15 protein-coding genes and 2 tRNA genes are annotated in these 15,668 nt (G+C 66.1%); 6 read left to right on the top strand and 11 right to left on the bottom strand.

The window, feature by feature from the left end:
• Positions 1-6: 6 nt before the first annotated feature.
• The 7 genes from HNP46_RS29725 to HNP46_RS29695 all read right to left on the bottom strand — a co-directional run bounded on the left by HNP46_RS29725 (position 7) and on the right by HNP46_RS29695 (position 5,229).
• On the bottom strand, positions 7-618 hold the full coding sequence (locus tag HNP46_RS29725) for a 50S ribosomal protein L25/general stress protein Ctc (protein WP_184596305.1): 612 nt from the start codon (positions 616-618) through the stop codon (positions 7-9).
• A 112-nt stretch (positions 619-730) separates the two neighbouring features.
• Positions 731-1,672 carry a ribose-phosphate pyrophosphokinase gene (locus HNP46_RS29720; RefSeq protein WP_015478849.1) on the bottom strand — a complete coding sequence of 314 codons (942 nt, stop codon included), beginning with the start codon at positions 1,670-1,672 and terminating at the stop codon, positions 731-733.
• Between the two features lie 52 nt (positions 1,673-1,724).
• A tRNA-Gln gene (locus tag HNP46_RS29715) sits at positions 1,725-1,799 on the bottom strand.
• Positions 1,800-1,861: 62 nt separating this feature from the next.
• A tRNA-Gln gene (locus tag HNP46_RS29710) sits at positions 1,862-1,936 on the bottom strand.
• 31 nt (positions 1,937-1,967) lie between these two features.
• On the bottom strand, positions 1,968-2,816 hold the full coding sequence (gene ispE, locus HNP46_RS29705) for a 4-(cytidine 5'-diphospho)-2-C-methyl-D-erythritol kinase (protein WP_184596303.1): 849 nt from the start codon (positions 2,814-2,816) through the stop codon (positions 1,968-1,970).
• 1 nt (position 2,817) lies between these two features.
• Positions 2,818-3,459 carry a lipoprotein insertase outer membrane protein LolB gene (gene lolB, locus HNP46_RS29700; RefSeq protein WP_184596301.1) on the bottom strand — a complete coding sequence of 214 codons (642 nt, stop codon included), beginning with the start codon at positions 3,457-3,459 and terminating at the stop codon, positions 2,818-2,820.
• Positions 3,460-3,462: 3 nt separating this feature from the next.
• Positions 3,463-5,229: a tetratricopeptide repeat protein gene (locus HNP46_RS29695; protein WP_184596299.1), complete on the bottom strand. Its 1,767-nt coding sequence runs from the start codon at positions 5,227-5,229 to the stop codon at positions 3,463-3,465.
• Between the two features lie 145 nt (positions 5,230-5,374).
• On the opposite strand from HNP46_RS29695, the gene hemA reads away from it, so the two are divergent.
• From hemA to HNP46_RS29665, 6 genes are all read left to right on the top strand, one after another.
• Positions 5,375-6,643, top strand: coding sequence for a glutamyl-tRNA reductase (gene hemA / locus HNP46_RS29690; protein ID WP_184596297.1), 1,269 nt, complete (start codon positions 5,375-5,377; stop codon positions 6,641-6,643).
• Positions 6,640-7,722 (top strand): peptide chain release factor 1, encoded by a 1,083-nt coding sequence (gene prfA / locus HNP46_RS29685; protein WP_184596295.1) that lies wholly within the window; start codon positions 6,640-6,642, stop codon positions 7,720-7,722. The genes hemA and prfA overlap by 4 nt, the downstream gene beginning before the upstream one ends.
• Before the next feature lie 28 nt (positions 7,723-7,750).
• Positions 7,751-8,581 (top strand): peptide chain release factor N(5)-glutamine methyltransferase, encoded by an 831-nt coding sequence (prmC, locus tag HNP46_RS29680; protein WP_184596293.1) that lies wholly within the window; start codon positions 7,751-7,753, stop codon positions 8,579-8,581.
• A complete protein-coding gene (locus HNP46_RS29675) occupies positions 8,575-9,330 on the top strand; it encodes a molybdopterin-synthase adenylyltransferase MoeB (RefSeq protein WP_184596290.1) in 756 nt (251 codons plus the stop codon). The genes prmC and HNP46_RS29675 overlap by 7 nt, the downstream gene beginning before the upstream one ends.
• The gene (gene murI, locus HNP46_RS29670; RefSeq protein ID WP_184596288.1) at positions 9,323-10,117 is read left to right on the top strand and encodes a glutamate racemase; all 795 of its coding nucleotides are present in this window, start codon (positions 9,323-9,325) and stop codon (positions 10,115-10,117) included. The genes HNP46_RS29675 and murI overlap by 8 nt, the downstream gene beginning before the upstream one ends.
• Positions 10,118-10,234: 117 nt before the next feature.
• Positions 10,235-10,756, top strand: a complete 522-nt coding sequence (locus HNP46_RS29665) for an acyloxyacyl hydrolase (protein ID WP_184596286.1) — start codon at positions 10,235-10,237, stop codon at positions 10,754-10,756.
• A 149-nt stretch (positions 10,757-10,905) separates the two neighbouring features.
• Here HNP46_RS29665 and phrB read toward each other — a convergent pair whose 3' ends face one another.
• From phrB to HNP46_RS29645, 4 genes are all read right to left on the bottom strand, one after another.
• The gene (phrB, locus tag HNP46_RS29660) at positions 10,906-12,336 is read right to left on the bottom strand and encodes a deoxyribodipyrimidine photo-lyase (protein ID WP_184596284.1); all 1,431 of its coding nucleotides are present in this window, start codon (positions 12,334-12,336) and stop codon (positions 10,906-10,908) included.
• On the bottom strand, positions 12,333-13,283 hold the full coding sequence (locus tag HNP46_RS29655; protein ID WP_184596283.1) for a MerR family transcriptional regulator: 951 nt from the start codon (positions 13,281-13,283) through the stop codon (positions 12,333-12,335). Before HNP46_RS29655 ends, phrB begins: the two co-directional genes overlap by 4 nt.
• Positions 13,284-13,301: 18 nt before the next feature.
• Positions 13,302-14,261 (bottom strand): YbgA family protein, encoded by a 960-nt coding sequence (locus HNP46_RS29650; protein WP_184596281.1) that lies wholly within the window; start codon positions 14,259-14,261, stop codon positions 13,302-13,304.
• 153 nt (positions 14,262-14,414) lie between these two features.
• Positions 14,415-15,398, bottom strand: coding sequence for an NAD(P)/FAD-dependent oxidoreductase (locus tag HNP46_RS29645; protein ID WP_184596279.1), 984 nt, complete (start codon positions 15,396-15,398; stop codon positions 14,415-14,417).
• Positions 15,399-15,668 lie beyond the last annotated feature (270 nt).

The following is a 15,668-nucleotide window of genomic DNA, read 5'->3' as shown; positions in this document are numbered from 1 at the left end:
GCGAAATTACTCGGCAGCTTCGCCTTCACCTTCTTCTTTCACAACGCGGGAAGCGTGGATGTTGGCGACGGCCAGGTCGTTACCGTGGGCCAGTTGCACCAGCTCTACGCCTTTCGGCAGTTTCAGGTCGGACAGGTGAACGATCTGACCCAGAGCAACTTGGGCCAGGTCGACTTCGATGAATTCCGGCAGGTCTTTCGGCAGGCAGGAAACTTCGACTTCGGAGATCACGTGGGAGATCTCGCCACCACCGGTCTTGACGCCAACAGCGGTCGCTTCGTTGATGAAGTGCAGCGGAACGTGAGCGGACAGCTTCTGGCCGGCAACGACGCGCTGGAAGTCAGCGTGCATGACGAAGCCTTTGGACGGGTGACGCTGCAGGGCCTTGATCAGTACGGTTTCCTTGGCGGAACCGACGTTCAGGGCGATCACGTGGCTGAAGGCAGCCTCGTTTTCCAGCAGCTTGGTGATTTCGCGCAGTTCCAGGGTGACGGATTGCGGGGCTTTCTCGCCACCGTAGATCACAGCCGGGATCAGGCCGGCGTTACGACGCAGGCGGCGGCTCGCACCTTTCCCCAGGTCGGAACGCTCTTGAGCATTGAGTACAAAGTCAACCATTTGAGTATCTCCAAAATGACAAGATCGCCCGGACGCTTGCGACCAGCGTTCGGGCGATTTTGTTAAAACCCCGCCAACACGGCGGAGCGCTTTACGTCAGCTCTGTCCCGCGTTAGCGGAACATGGCGCTGATCGATTCTTCATTGCTGATGCGGCGCATGGCTTCAGCGACAACCGGAGCGATGTCCAGCTGGCGGATGCGGCCACAGGCTTGCGCAGCAGCGGACAGCGGGATGGTGTTGGTCACCACCAGCTCGTCCAGTACGGAATTCTCGATGTTCTCGATGGCACGGCCCGACAGCACCGGGTGGGTGCAATAGGCGATGACCTTGGCGGCGCCGTGCTCTTTCAGAGCCTTGGCGGCGTGGCCGAGGGTGCCGGCGGTATCGACCATGTCGTCGACCAGTACGCAGGTACGGCCTTCGACATCACCGATGATGTGCATGACTTCGGACTGGTTGGCCTTCGGACGACGCTTGTCGATGATGGCCAGGTCGACGCCCAGGGACTTGGCGACGGCGCGAGCACGCACCACGCCACCGATGTCCGGGGAGACGATCATCAGGTTCTCGAAGCGCTGGTCTTCGATGTCGTCGACCAGTACGGGCGAGCCGTAGATGTTGTCGACGGGGATATCGAAGAAGCCCTGGATCTGGTCGGCGTGCAGGTCAACGGTGAGTACGCGGTTGACGCCTACGACGGTCAGCATGTCGGCAACGACTTTGGCGCTGATGGCCACGCGGGCGGAACGCGGACGGCGATCCTGGCGGGCGTAACCGAAGTAGGGGATGACGGCCGTGATACGAGTCGCCGAGGAGCGGCGGAAGGCATCGGCCATCACCACCAGTTCCATCAGGTTGTCGTTGGTCGGTGCGCAGGTCGGTTGAATCAGGAAGACGTCCTTACCACGGACGTTTTCGTTGATTTCGACACTGATTTCGCCGTCGGAGAACTTGCCGACAGAAACGTCACCGAGGGGGATGTGCAGCTGCCGTACGACACGGCGTGCCAGATCGGGGTTGGCGTTCCCCGTGAAAACCATCATTTTGGACACGCTGCGGTACCTGTGTCGGCTTGAGGGTAGGCCCGGTTGAGCCAGAAGAAAATGGCAGGGGCGGCTGGATTCGAACCAACGCATGGCAGGATCAAAACCTGCTGCCTTACCGCTTGGCGACGCCCCTGTAGCTTACAACTTGCGGAGCAATGTGTTCGTTGACGCTGTACGTGTAACCCTGTGGGTTAATGGCAGGGGCGGCTGGATTCGAACCAACGCATGGCAGGATCAAAACCTGCTGCCTTACCGCTTGGCGACGCCCCTGTATCGTACAACCGATTACATTGCTTTCTTCTCAGGCCAGGTTTTGCAGCTTGCGGTGCAACATCGAGATGTTACGCCCCTGAGCTACGAAACTCGGCAGAGTGGCCGGAAGTTGGCGGCGAACTTTATCAGCATCGCCCTTGTTTGGGAAGCTCCCAAACACACAAGCTCCGGTGCCGGTCAATCTCGCTTGGGTAAATTTACCTAGCTGGATCAGTGCGTTACGTACATCCGGGTAACGCTTCTCGACGACCGGCTGGCAGTCGTTATGACCGTCCACCCCGAGAAGGCTGCGAACTTTAATGGGCGGAGTATCCCGTGTCAACTCGGGATCGGAGAAAACTTCTGCTGTTGAGACAAAGACTTGCGGCACGACAACGAGGAACCAGGGTTCATCCAGCGCCACCGGCGTGAGCTGTTCGCCAACGCCCTCGGCGAATGCCGCGCGGCCACGCACGAACACCGGGACGTCGGCGCCCAGCGTCAGGCCCAGCGCGGCGAGGCGATCTTCGCTGAAGGCCAGCTGCCAGAGATGATTGAGCGCGAGCAGGGTGGTGGCGGCGTCGGAGCTGCCGCCACCGATGCCGCCGCCCATGGGCAGGCGCTTGTCCAGCCAGATGTCGGCGCCCAGCTTGCAGCCCGATTGCTCCTGCAGCCGGCGTGCGGCCTTGACGATCAGGTTGCTGTCGTGGGGAACGCCGTCGATCTCGGTGTTCAGGCGGATTTCGCCGTCTTCGCGAACGGCGAATTGCAGTTCGTCGCCGTGGTCGAGGAACTGGAAGAGGGTCTGCAGCTCGTGGTAGCCGTCGGCGCGACGGCCGGTGATGTGCAGGAACAGGTTGAGCTTGGCCGGCGCCGGCAGGGTCAGGCGGTCCTGCATGTCACTGCTGGCCCGCATTGCTCGATTGAGCGCCCAGCTGGCGCGGCTGCCAGGATTTCACCACCAGGGTGACGTCGAGGTCCTGGCCGTGCAGCTTCAGGCGCTCGGGCAGCCAGTAGCCGTCCTGTTCGCTGTAGCGGGTGTACTCGACGTCCCAGCCGTCCTGCTGCAGCTTGGCCAGGCGGCTGTCGCCGTCCAGGGTCAGGCGGCTCTTGCTGTCGGGCGCGGGCAGGCCGCGAATCCACCAGAGCAGGTGCGAGACCGGCAGGCGCCAGCCCATCTGCTGTTCCAGCAGCTCCTCGGGGGAGGCGGCTTCAAAGCGGCCTTGCCCGGCGACTTCCAGGGTCACCGCGCCTTCGCGGCCGGTCAGCCGAGCGGCGCCACGCCCCAGCGGGCCGGACAGGCGGATGTCGTAGTAATCCTGGCGCTGCAGCCAGAACAGGGTGCCGCTACCGGAGTCCTTGGGGGCGCGGATGCCGACCTTGCCGTCGATCTGCCAGCCGTCGAGGGTTGCGATGCGGGCCTTGTGGGCGTTCCAGGCGGTGGCATTGCCCTGGCCTTCCAGGGCTTCGTGGGTGCCGAAGCTGGAGCAGCCGGCGAGCAGGGCCAGCGCCGCGGCGCCGATGAGGTGATGTAAACGCATAAATCAGAGGGTTCCGGAGCCGGTCAGGCGCAGCATGGTGTCGCGCAGGACGGGGCTGTCAGGCTGGCTTTGCAGGGCGGTGGCCCAGACCTTGCGCGCTTCGCTCTGCTTGCCCTGGGCCCAGAGCACTTCGCCCAGGTGCGCCGCCACTTCGTGGTCGGGGAAGCGTTCCAGCGCCTTGCGCAGGTAGGTTTCCGCTTCGCTGAGGTTGCCCAGGCGGTAATTCACCCAGCCCAGGCTGTCGAGGATCGCGGGGTCGTCCGGGTTCAGCGAATGGGCCTTCTGGATCAGGTCGCGGGCTTCGCTGTAGCGGGTGGTGCGGTCGGCCAGGGTGTAGCCCAGCGCGTTGAGCGCCATGGCGTTGTCCGGCTCGCGCTGGATGATCAGGCGCAGGTCCTGCTCCATCTGCGCCAGGTCGTTGCGCTTCTCGGCGAGCATGGAGCGGGTGTAGAGCAGGTTGAGATCGTCGGGGAACTGCTTGATGCCTTGCTGGATGACGCTCCAGGCACGGTCCACCTGGTCGCGGTTGGACAGGCCTTCGGCTTCGATCAGGTACAGCTGGATGGCGTAGTCGGGCTGGCGCTCGCGGGTTTCGGCGAGGCGGCGCGAGGCATCGTCGTAGCGCTTCTGGTCCAGCAGGATCTCAGTGGCGCGCAGCTGGGCCGGGAGGAAGTCGTTGCCCGGGCCGACCAGGGCGTATTCCTTGAGCGCGGTGTCCTTGTCCTTCTGCTCCTCGGCCAGGCGGCCCAGGTTGAAGTGCGCGGAATCGACATGGCTGTCGCGCTCGACCAGTTCCTGCAGGTAGACCTTGGCTTCGTCCCAGGCCTGGGCTTCGAGGCAGACCAGGGCCAGGGAGAAGCGCAGGTCGTCGTCATCGGGGAACTGCTCGACCAGCGCGGAGAACTCCGCCTTGGCGTCTTCCAGGCGGTTCTGCTCCACCAGCAGGCGGGCATAGGCGAGGTGCACGCGCTTGTCGTCCGGGTGCTCCTTGATGCCGTTCTTGAGCAGCGGCAGCGCTTCGTCGCTGCGCTTCATGCTCTGCAGCAGGCGCGCGCGCAGCAGCAGCGGGGCGACGTCGTGCTTGCTGGCGGCGTTGTCCTCCAGCAGGTGCAGGGCTTCCTGCGGACGGCCATCCTGCTGCAGCAGCAGGGCCTTGCCGAACAGCAGCTGGCCATTGTTGGGGTACTTCTTCAGCAGGCGGTCGAAGCTCTGCAGCAGGCCGGCGCGGGTGTCCGGGTCGGTCTCGGCGGCGGACAGCGCGAGGAAGTCGAAGTGGGTATCGCCCTGGCCGTTGAGGACTTTCTCCATGTAAACCATGGATTCGTCGTACTGGCCGGTGCGCGCCAGCTGGATGGCGGCGGCGCGCTGGGCGTCGAGGTTGTCCGGCGCGGCCTTGGCCCAGATCAGCGAGGTGTCCAGGGCTTCCTGGTCGGCGCCCAGGTACTCGGCGATGCGGAACGCGCGCTCGGCGACGCCCGGGTCCTGGGTCTCCCTGGCCTGCTCGACGTAGTTCGCCAGGGCGATGTCGAAGCGGTTGCGCTGGCCGGCGATTTCCGCGGTCAGCAGCGAGAACAGCGTGTCTTCGCTGAAGGAGCCGTACTGCTGGTTCTTCTGGGCAGCCGCAGCCTTGTCCTTCTCCGCGGAAGCACCATCGGGATTTTTCTGTGTAAGAGACTGGCAGCCGCCGAGCAGCAGCAGAGCAGTCAGCAGCGCAAGAGACTTGTTCATAGAGGAAGGACGAGGGCCTGACCTGCGAAATGAGACCATCATGACATAAGGAAAGTGCCAATCCCATGGGCAGGTCCCGCTTCTGCCCTTGTCGTCGATTTGCCGTGTGCGATCCGTCGCGGGTGGTTGTCCTTCACAAGGCTAAGTAGGACAATTGCGGGCTTTCCGATCAGCTCAGCGATTCTGCATGGCCTTCATTGCCCTCGGCATCAACCACAAGACCGCGTCCGTGGCCGTCCGCGAGCGCGTGGCCTTTACTCCCGAGCAGATGGTCGAGGCGCTGCAGCTGCTCTGCCGGCTGACCTCCAGCCGTGAGGCCGCGATCCTCTCCACCTGCAACCGCAGCGAACTCTACCTGGAGATCGAGCACCCGGACGCCGGCGACGTGCTGGCCTGGCTGGCCGACTACCACAACCTGGGGATCGACGACCTGCGTGCCTGCGCCTACGTCCACCAGGACGAGGAAGCCGTGCGCCACATGATGCGCGTCGCCGCCGGCCTGGATTCCATGGTGCTGGGCGAGCCGCAGATCCTCGGCCAGATGAAGTCCGCCTACGCCGTGGCGCGCGAGGCCGGTACCGTCGGACCGATGCTCGGCCGGCTGTTCCAGGCCACCTTCAGCACCGCCAAGACCGTGCGCACCGACACCGCCATCGGCGAGAACCCGGTGTCCGTGGCCTTCGCCGCGGTCAGCCTGGCCCGGCAGATATTCAGCGACCTGAGCCGCAGCCAGGCATTGCTGATCGGCGCCGGCGAGACCATCACCCTGGTCGCCCGGCATCTGCACGAGCAGGGCGTGAAGCGCATCGTCGTCGCCAACCGCACCCTGGAGCGCGCCAGTCTGCTCGCCGAGCAGTTCGGCGCCCGCGCCATCCTGCTGGCGGACATGCCCGACGAGCTGGTGAACAGTGACATCGTCATCAGTTCCACCGCCAGCCAGCTGCCGATCCTCGGCAAGGGTGCAGTGGAACGCGCGCTGAAGCAGCGCCGGCACAAGCCGATGTTCATGGTCGACATTGCCGTACCGCGCGACATCGAGCCGGAAGTCGGCGAGCTGGAAGACGTCTACCTCTATAGCGTCGACGACCTCCACGAAGTGGTCGCCGAGAACCTCAAGAGCCGCCAGGGTGCTGCCCAGGCTGCCGAGGAGCTGGTGGGCGACGGCGTCGGCGAGTTCATGCAGCGTCTGCGCGAGCTGGCCGCGGTCGACGTGCTGCGCGCCTACCGCCAGCAGGCCGAGCGCCTGCGCGACGAGGAAACCCAGAAGGCCCAGCGCCTGCTGGCCAATGGCGCCGACCCGATGGAAGTCATCGCCCAGCTCAGCCGTGGCCTGACCAACAAATTGCTGCACGCGCCCAGCGTGCAGATGAAGAAACTCTCCGCCGAGGGCCGCATCGATGCGCTGGCCGTCGCGCAGGAACTGTTCGCCCTCGAGGAGGGCACTGACAAGCGATGAAAGCCTCCCTCCTGAAAAAGCTGGATATCCTCAGCGACCGCTACGAAGAGCTCACCGCTCTGCTGGGCGACGCCGAAGTCATCAGCGACCAGACCCGGTTCCGCGCCTACTCCCGCGAATACGCGGAAGTGGAGCCGGTGATCCTCGCCTTCCGCGAGTTCCGCAAGGTGCAGTCGGACCTCGAAGGCGCCCAGGCGCTGCTCAAGGACAGCGACCCGGACCTGCGCGAGATGGCCGAGGAAGAGGTGGCCGAGGCCAGGACTGCGCTGGTCGGCCTGGAGGATCGCCTGCAGCGCATGCTGCTGCCCAAGGACCCCAACGACGGGCGCAACGTCTTCCTGGAAATCCGCGCCGGCACCGGCGGCGACGAAGCGGCGATCTTCTCCGGAGACCTGTTCCGCATGTACTCGCGCTATGCCGAGAAACAGGGCTGGCGCGTGGAAGTCATGTCCGAGAACGAGGGCGAGCACGGCGGCTATAAAGAAGTGATCGCCCGAGTCGAAGGCGAAAACGTCTACGCCAAGCTCAAGTTCGAGTCCGGCGCCCACCGCGTGCAGCGCGTGCCGGCCACCGAATCCCAGGGCCGTATCCACACCTCGGCGTGCACTGTGGCGGTGCTGCCCGAGCCGGACGAACAGGCGGCCATCGAGATCAACCCGGCCGACCTGCGCATCGACACCTACCGTTCCTCCGGCGCTGGCGGCCAGCACGTGAACAAGACCGACTCGGCGGTGCGCATCGTGCACATTCCGTCGGGCATCGTGGTCGAGTGCCAGGAAGAACGTTCGCAGCACAAGAACCGCGCCAAGGCCATGGCCTGGCTGGCGGCCCGGCTCAACGACCAGCAGCAGTCCGCCGCCCAGCAGGCGATTGCCAGCACACGCAAGCTGCTGGTCGGTTCGGGCGATCGCTCCGAGCGCATCCGCACCTACAATTTCCCCCAGGGCCGGGTGACCGACCACCGCATCAACCTCACCCTGTATTCCCTGGGTGAAGTCATGGAAGGCGCGGTGGAGCAGGTCATCGAGCCGTTGTTGCAAGAGTTCCAGGCCGACCAGCTGGCCGCGCTCGGCGATTGAGCGCGGGCAACTGAGAGAGCGAAAGACCATGGCAACCATCATGACCCTGCTCAACGAGGCGCAATTGCCGGACTCGCCCAGCGCGCGCCTGGATGCCGAGCTGCTGCTCAGCGCCGCCCTGGGCAAGCCGCGCAGCTTCCTGCGCACCTGGCCCGAGCGCGTGGTCAGCCGCGAGGCCCACGACCTCTACGACCGTTACCTGGCGCGCCGGGTAGCCGGCGAGCCGGTGGCCTACATCCTCGGCCGCCAGGGCTTCTGGAGCCTGGACCTGGAAGTTGCGCCGCACACCCTGATCCCGCGCCCGGACACCGAGCTGCTGGTGGAGACCGCGCTGGCGCTGCTGCCGGCCTCGCCATCGCGCGTGCTCGACCTGGGGACTGGCACCGGTGCCATCGCCCTTGCGCTGGCGTGTGAACGCCTGAGCTGGCAGGTGCTGGGCGTCGACCGCATCCCCGAGGCCGTGGCCCTGGCCGAACGCAACCGCGAACGCCTGCGCCTGGGCAACGTCGCCTTCCGCGCCAGCCACTGGTTCTCCGCGGTGAACGGCGAGCGTTTTTCGCTGATCGTCAGCAACCCGCCGTACATCCCCAGCACCGACCCGCACCTCAAGCAGGGCGACGTGCGCTTCGAACCCTCGAGCGCGCTGGTCTCCGGGCAGGATGGGCTGGACGACATCCGCCTGATCATCGAGCAGGCGCCGAACCACCTGGAAAACGGCGGCTGGCTGATGCTCGAACACGGCTTCGACCAGCCCGATGCCGTACGCGAGCTGCTGCTCAGGCGTGGCTTCAGCGCCGTGGAAAGCCGCCGCGACCTGGGCGGTCACGAGCGCATCAGCCTGGGGCGCTGGACATGCTGAGCGACAACGAACTGCTGCGGTACAGCCGGCAGATCCTGCTGTCGCAGATCGACGTCGACGGCCAGCTGCGCCTGAAGGACAGCCGCGTGCTGATCGTCGGCCTTGGTGGCTTGGGAGCGCCGGTGGCGCTGTACCTCGCCGCTGCCGGCGTCGGCGAACTGCACCTGGCGGACTTCGACACCGTCGACCTGACCAACCTGCAGCGGCAGATCATCCACGACACCACCACGGTCGGCACGACCAAGGTGGACTCGGCGAGCGCTCGCCTGCAGGCGATCAACCCCGAGGTGAAACTGGTCGCCCATCGCCAGGCGCTGGACGCCGACTCCCTCGACGCCGCCGTGGCGGCCGTGGACCTGGTGCTGGACTGCTGCGACAACTTCGGTACCCGCGAGGCGGTGAATGCCGCCTGCGTCGCCGCGAAGAAACCGCTGGTGAGCGGCGCGGCCATCCGCCTGGAAGGGCAGCTCTCGGTGTTCGATCTGCGCCGCGAGGACAGCCCCTGCTACCACTGCCTCTACGGCCATGGCAGCGAAGCCGAACTGACCTGCAGCGAGGCCGGCGTGGTCGGCCCGCTGGTGGGGCTGGTGGGTAGCCTGCAGGCGCTGGAAGCCTTGAAGTTGCTGGCCGGTTTCGGCGAGCCGCTGGTGGGGCGACTGCTGCTGATCGACGCGCTGGGTTCGCGCTTCCGCGAACTGCGGGTCAAGCGCGACCCGCAGTGCGCCGTGTGCGGAGCCACGCATGGCTGAAGCCGCGCCCATCGGCGTGTTCGACTCCGGCGTGGGCGGCCTCAGCGTCCTCCACGAAATCCGTGGACGGCTTCCCCACGAATCCCTGATCTACCTCGCCGACTGCGGCCACGTGCCTTATGGCGAGAAGACCCCCGAGTACATCCGCGCGCGTTGCCGCGCCATCGCCGAGTTCCTGCTCTCCCGTGGCGCCAAGGCGCTGGTGCTGGCGTGCAACACGGCCACCGCGGCAGCCGCCGCGGACCTGCGCGAGCTGTATCCGCAACTGCCCATCGTGGCCATGGAGCCGGCGGTGAAGCCGGCGGCCGAGGCCACGCGTAGCGGCGTGGTCGGCGTACTGGCCACCACCGGCACCCTGAAGAGCGCGCGCTTTGCGGCCTTGCTGGATCGCTTCGCCAGTGACGTGCGGGTCATCACCCAGCCCTGCCCGGGGCTGGTGGAGCGCATCGAGCTGGGCGATCTCGCCGGCCCACAGACCCGCGAGTTGTTGCAGGGTTACGTCACGCCGCTGCTGGCCGAGGGTTGCGACACGCTGATCCTGGGCTGCACCCATTACCCCTTCCTGCGCCCGCTGCTGCGCGAGATGGTCCCGGCCACGGTCTCGCTGATCGACACCGGCGCCGCCGTGGCCCGCCAGCTGGAGCGGCTGCTGGGGGCTCGCGAGTTGCTGGCGCAAGGCCAGGCAAGAAAAACTGAGTTCTGGACCAGTGGCGCGGTCGAAGGCCTTGAACGCGTATTGCCAGTACTCTGGGGCACTGACGAACCGGTCAGTTTCTACCCGGGCTGAGAGAAAAAGTAGCCAGCTATCGACTTTTGTCTTCCGTTGTATTCCGACAAATGGTCTTATAATTGCCAGCTATTCGCGGGGAATTTTCATTCAGCTTTCTAATAAAGGACTTACCCGATGAAGAGATATCTGTCGCTGATCGCCGTGGCCGCGCTGTCCCTGGGCGCCTGCCTGAGCGCCCACGCTGCCGACCTTACCGGCGCGGTGGGGTTCACCGGCCAGAATGGCATGACCTATCGCCTGGGCCTGGGCATGAACTGGGACAAGAGCTGGTGGGAAAGCTCCAGCGGACGCCTGACCGGCTACTGGGATGCGGGTTACACCTATTGGGAAGGCGGTGACGAGGCCAGCGGCCGTCATTCGCTTTCGTTGAGCCCGGTGTTTGTCTACGAGTTTTCCGGCGAGCGCGTACAGCCCTTCATCGAGGCCGGTATCGGCGTGGCGCTGTTCAGCGGCTCCCGCGTCGGCGACCAGAACCTGGGTGGCGCCTTCAACTTCGAGGACCGCATCGGCGCGGGCCTGAAGTTCGGCGGCGGCCAGAAGATCGGCCTGCGTGCCATGCACTATTCGAACGCCGGCATCAGCCAGCCGAACGACGGTATCGAGTCCTACAGCCTCTATTACACGCATCCTCTGTAACAGAACGCTGACAAGAAGCCGGGCCAGGAGCCCGGCTTTTTTGTGGCTGGTTGCTTGGCCAGGAGCCAACTTCGTCCGCGGTGAGCTCCAGCGGGGTTCGGGCCGATCGCGGACGAAGTCCGCTCCTACGCCCACTGGCAGAGAGGCGCTCAAACAGAGGCGGCGAGGCTCTTGAATGCCTCCAGCGCCCGCCCGCGGGTGGCGGAAAGGTCGCACATCGGCTGTGGATAACCCTGTACGCCGAACAGCCCCAGGCGCGATGGGTCGTGCACGGCCTTGCCCTCCACGCCTGCCAGTTCCGGCACCCAGCGGCGGATGAAGCGGCCGTCCGGGTCGAAGCGTTCGGACTGCGAGACCGGGTTGAAGATACGGAAGTAGGGCGCCGCGTCGGTGCCGGTGGAGGCACTCCATTGCCAGCCGCCGTTGTTCGCCGCCAGGTCGCCGTCGATCAGGTGCTGCATGAACCAGCGCTCGCCCTCGCGCCAGTCGATCAGCAGGTTCTTGGTGAGGAACATCGCCACCACCATGCGCAGGCGGTTGTGCATCCAGCCGGTGGCCAGCAGCTGGCGCATGGCGGCGTCGATGAGGGGGAAGCCGGTGCGGCCCTGCTGCCAGTCTTCCAGGTCCTTCTGCGAGCGGCGCCACTTTAGCTTCTCGGTGTCCTCGCGGAAGGCGCGGTGCCGGCTGACGCGCGGGAAGCCGACCAGGATGTGCTTGTAGAACTCGCGCCAGAGCAGCTCGTTGATCCAGCTCACCGCGCCGCTGTTGCCGGTCTCGAACTCGCCATGGTTGTTCGCCAGCGCCGCGTGCAGGCATTGCCGCGGCGACAGCACGCCGGCGGCCAGGTACGGCGAGAGGCGGCTGGTGCCATCGCGGGCGGGGAGATCGCGGGTGTCCTGGTAGGTCTTGAGGATTTCGTCGACGAACAGTTCGATGCGCTCGTGGGCGGCCTCCTCGCCGGCAGGCCATTCCTCGCGCAGCGTGTCCGGGGGCGTCTCGAACCCCTTCACCTTGGTGGGCAGCGGATCGCTGTCGACATCCGGTCGCTGCTGGCGCGGCGGCGCCGGCAGCAGCGCGGGAACGCCGAGGTTCAGGCGCTCGTAGCAGACCTTGCGGAACTGGCTGTAGACCTGGAAGTAGGTGCCGCCCTTGGTGAGGATGGTGCCGGGGGTAAAGAACAACTGGTCGAGGTGGCTGCGAAAACGCACGCCTTCCTGTTCCAGGGCCATCTCGACCTCGGCGTCGCGGCGCGCCTCGTTGATGCCGTATTCCTCATTGACGTGGACGGTCTTGATCTCCAGCTGGGTACACAGCCGGGCGATGGTTTTCGCCGCGCCGCTCCAGTGCTCGACGGTGCGGATCAGCAGCGGGATGTTCAATTCGTCCAGGCCGGCGCGCAGTTCCTGCAGGTTACGCAGCCAGAAGTCGACTTTGCACGGGGCATCGTCGTGCTCCTGCCACTGGGTGGGGCTGATCAGGTAAAGGGCGATCACCGAGCCGTCGCGTTCGGCGGCGGCGTGCAGGGCGCTGTTATCGCGCAGGCGCAGGTCGTTGCGCAGCCAGACCAGTTGGCGCTTCATACGGCCTCTCCATTGAGCAGGTGCAGTTCACGTAGTCGTTCGAAAGCCGCCAGCGGATCGCTGGCGAGCTGCAGCGGCGGTTCGCCCAGCGCCAGTTCGCCCAGCTCGGCGGGATGGATCGCGGTGGCCGGGCCGGCCAGCAGCAGCGGGCAGGTGATGCCGGCGAGCAGGCGTGGCAGCTGCGCGAGGTTCAGCGCGCGGCTGGCATAGAGGACGACGCCGCGCGGCTGCAGACGCTCCACGGCCAGCGCCAGTTCGCCGGGCGGCAGCGGCCAGTCGAGGATTTCCAGCGGGCAGCCGGCGCTGCTGGCGAGCCAGGCGGTGAGCCACAGGCCGGGCTCCAGCGGCAGGTCCGACTGGTTCACCAGCAGCAGCGGGGCGCCGCGCTGCTGGCGGTTGTGGTGGTAGAGGCGGGTGCCGAGCTTGGTGCGCAGCCAGGTGTGGAAGAAGGATCGCTCCAGCTGCGCACCGAACTGGCCCTGCCAGCGCCATTCGAGGTCGCCCAGCAGCGGCAGCATCAGCTGTTCGCAGAGGGTCTGCGCGGGGTAGATGGCCAGGGCGCCGTTGAACAGCTCGTCGAGCTGGCGCTCGTTGATCCGGCCGATGGCGGCGATGCATTGCTGGCGCAGGTCGTCCCACGGCGAGGCAGTATTTTCTGCCGGCGGCGGGGCATTCCCGTCGAGCAGCGCGCGGATCTTGCTTACCGCCACGCCGCGACCGAGCCAGGTGAGGATGGCCTGGATGCGCGCAATCTGGGCTTCGGAATAGAGGCGATGGCCCTTGGGTGTGCGTTGCGGCACGACCAGGCCGTAGCGGCGCTCCCAGGCGCGCAGGGTGACCGGGTTGACGCCGGTGCGCCGGGACACTTCGCGGATCGGCAGCCAGCCTTCGGCCAGGGCCTGGCGATAGTCGTCGTCCGAGTCTTGGTGGGGGTGGTCGGGGTTCATTGGCATCCTGTCGGCATTTCAGATGGCATTGCGCAGGCTCAAGTCTTCGGGGTGCGGTTGCAGGTAGGCCTGGGCATCGATGTAGGGGTGCGGGTGCAGGCGGAAGTGATGCTTGAGCAGGGTGAGCGGCACCACCAGCGGGATCACGCCCTGGCGGTACTGGTCGATCAGGTGCTGCATCTCGGCTTTCTCCGGCGCCGGCAGGTCGTGCTTGAGGTAGCCGACCAGGTGCTGCAGCACGTTGCTGTGGGTGCCGCGGGTGGCGCAGGTGCCCAGAGCCTGCATGAAGTCGCGGAAGTACTCGGTGGCGAAAGACGCCAGGTCGTGGCCGCCGATATTGCCCAGGCGCTGGCCGAGGAGGCTGTACTGGCGCGGGTTGTGCGCCATCAGCTGGTACTTGTAACGCGAGTGGAAAGCGATCACCGCCTGCCGGCTGAGGCCTTCTGCACAGAGCTTCTGCCAGGCGCTGAAAGCGAACACGCGGGTGAGGAAGTTCTCGCGGATCACCGGGTCGTTGAGCCGGCCTTCCTCTTCCACCGGCAGTTCCGGACGCAGGGCACAGAAGGTCTCGGCATACAGGCCGCTCACGCCCGGCGGGCGCAGCTGGCCGTCGAAGCGGTAGAGCTTGACCCGCTGCAGGCCGCAGGACGGCGACTGCTGCATGAAGATGTAGCCGCAGATGTCCTGCTGCAACTCGGCCTGGCGGCGTCCGAAATCGCGAAGCGCTTCGCTGACGTCGCGACCGCCGTCGCTCTGGATCAGTGCCCGCGGATCGCTGCGGTCGCCCACCAGGCGCAGGGTGGGGCGTGGCACGCCCAGGCCGATGGCGACTTCCGGGCACAGCGGGACGAAGTCGAAGTAGCGGCTGAGCACGTCCAGGCACAACCTGGAGGCCTTGTGTCCACCGTTGTAGCGCACCGGCTCGCCGAGCAGGCAGGCGCTGATGGCGAGCTTGGGGCGGGGGGAGCTGTTGGGCATGGCGGCTACCGATTTCTTGTACAAGACAGATGGATTTGTACAACTACCGGTAAGGATAAGCGCAGGGCTGTACAAGTGCAAAGCCTTGTACAGATTTGCAGGGGAAAAGCGCAGGTCTGTTGCCTCTCCCGGCGGGAGAGGGCGGAGGTCGGATCAGAGGTGTTCGAGCAACCGGCGCGCGGCTTCCAGGCCGCTCAACCAGGCGCCTTCGACGCGCCCGGAAAGACACCAGTCGCCGCAGGCATAGATGCCCAGGTCGGCATCGGCCAGCGCGCCGAACTGGTGGGCTTCCATGGGCCGCGCGTAGAGCCAGCGGTGGGCGAGGGCGAAATCGGGGGCATGCACGGCGCAGCCGATCAGCTCGGCGAAGGCGCCGCGCAAGTGCTCGATCACGCTTTCCTTGGGCAGGTCGATGTGCTGCTTGCTCCAGCCGCTGGCGGCGTGCAGCACCCAGGTGTCGAGCTGCTCGTCGCGGCCCGGCTTGGAGTGGTTGCTGGCCAGCCAGGACAGCGGTCCTTCATGCACGAAGCAGCCCTGCACCGGGGTGTCCAGCGGCTCGCGGAAGGCCAGGGCGACCGCCCAGGTCGGTTCCATCGGAATGCTCGCGGCGGCGGCCGCCAGCTTCGGCGCGCTGGCCAGCAGGGCGGCGGCCTGGGGCGCCGGGGTGGCCACCAGCACCCGACTGAAGGGGCCGTGGGTCTGCCCTTCGGAGTCCTGCAGGTGCCAGTGCTCCTCGCCGCGGTACACCTCGGTGATGCGGCAGGCGAAGGTGACGACCTGGTCCTGCAGCAGCGCACGGGTGATCGCGCTCATGCGTGGGGTGCCGACCCAGCGTGGCTGCTCGTCGGGCGAGGGGCTCAGTTCGCCGTCGCGGTACTGGTAGAGGGCCGGGTCCCACTCGGCGACCCAGCCGTGCTCGCGCCACTTCTGGATGGCGTCGAGGAAGCGCCGGTCGCGGGCGGTGAAGTACTGCGCACCGAGGTCCAGGGCGCCGGCTTCGCTGCGCTTGCTGGCCATCCGCCCGCCGCTGCCGTGGCCCTTGTCGAACAGCTGGACGTCCTGTCCGGCGTCGCGCAAGGCGTGGGCGGCCGAGAGTGCGGCGATACCGGTGCCGATGATGGCAATGGGGGCGCTCATGACATGCCTCGTCATCTGTTTGCATTGAAGCGTAACGAGCGGGGTGTTCTTGTACAAACGAAACTATCTGTACAATTACGTTTCAGCTGTCCGCGCTCGTCAACGATAGGAGTCCGATCATCGGAACCTTCGGCGCCGCATCGGTTCATTCAGGAATGAACCCGGCTCGGGTTCCGGCACTTACAGCGTAGACCTCGCCGCAGAGGGAGTGTCAATGCAATCGCCTGCCTCTCGTCCAGACTGATGGAAGGTGGAACAGCCCAACAAGGA

Source organism: Pseudomonas nitroreducens, from assembly GCF_014204515.1.
Classification (GTDB): domain Bacteria; phylum Pseudomonadota; class Gammaproteobacteria; order Pseudomonadales; family Pseudomonadaceae; genus Pseudomonas; species Pseudomonas nitritireducens_A.
This window is presented reverse-complemented; position numbering and strand designations above follow the sequence as displayed.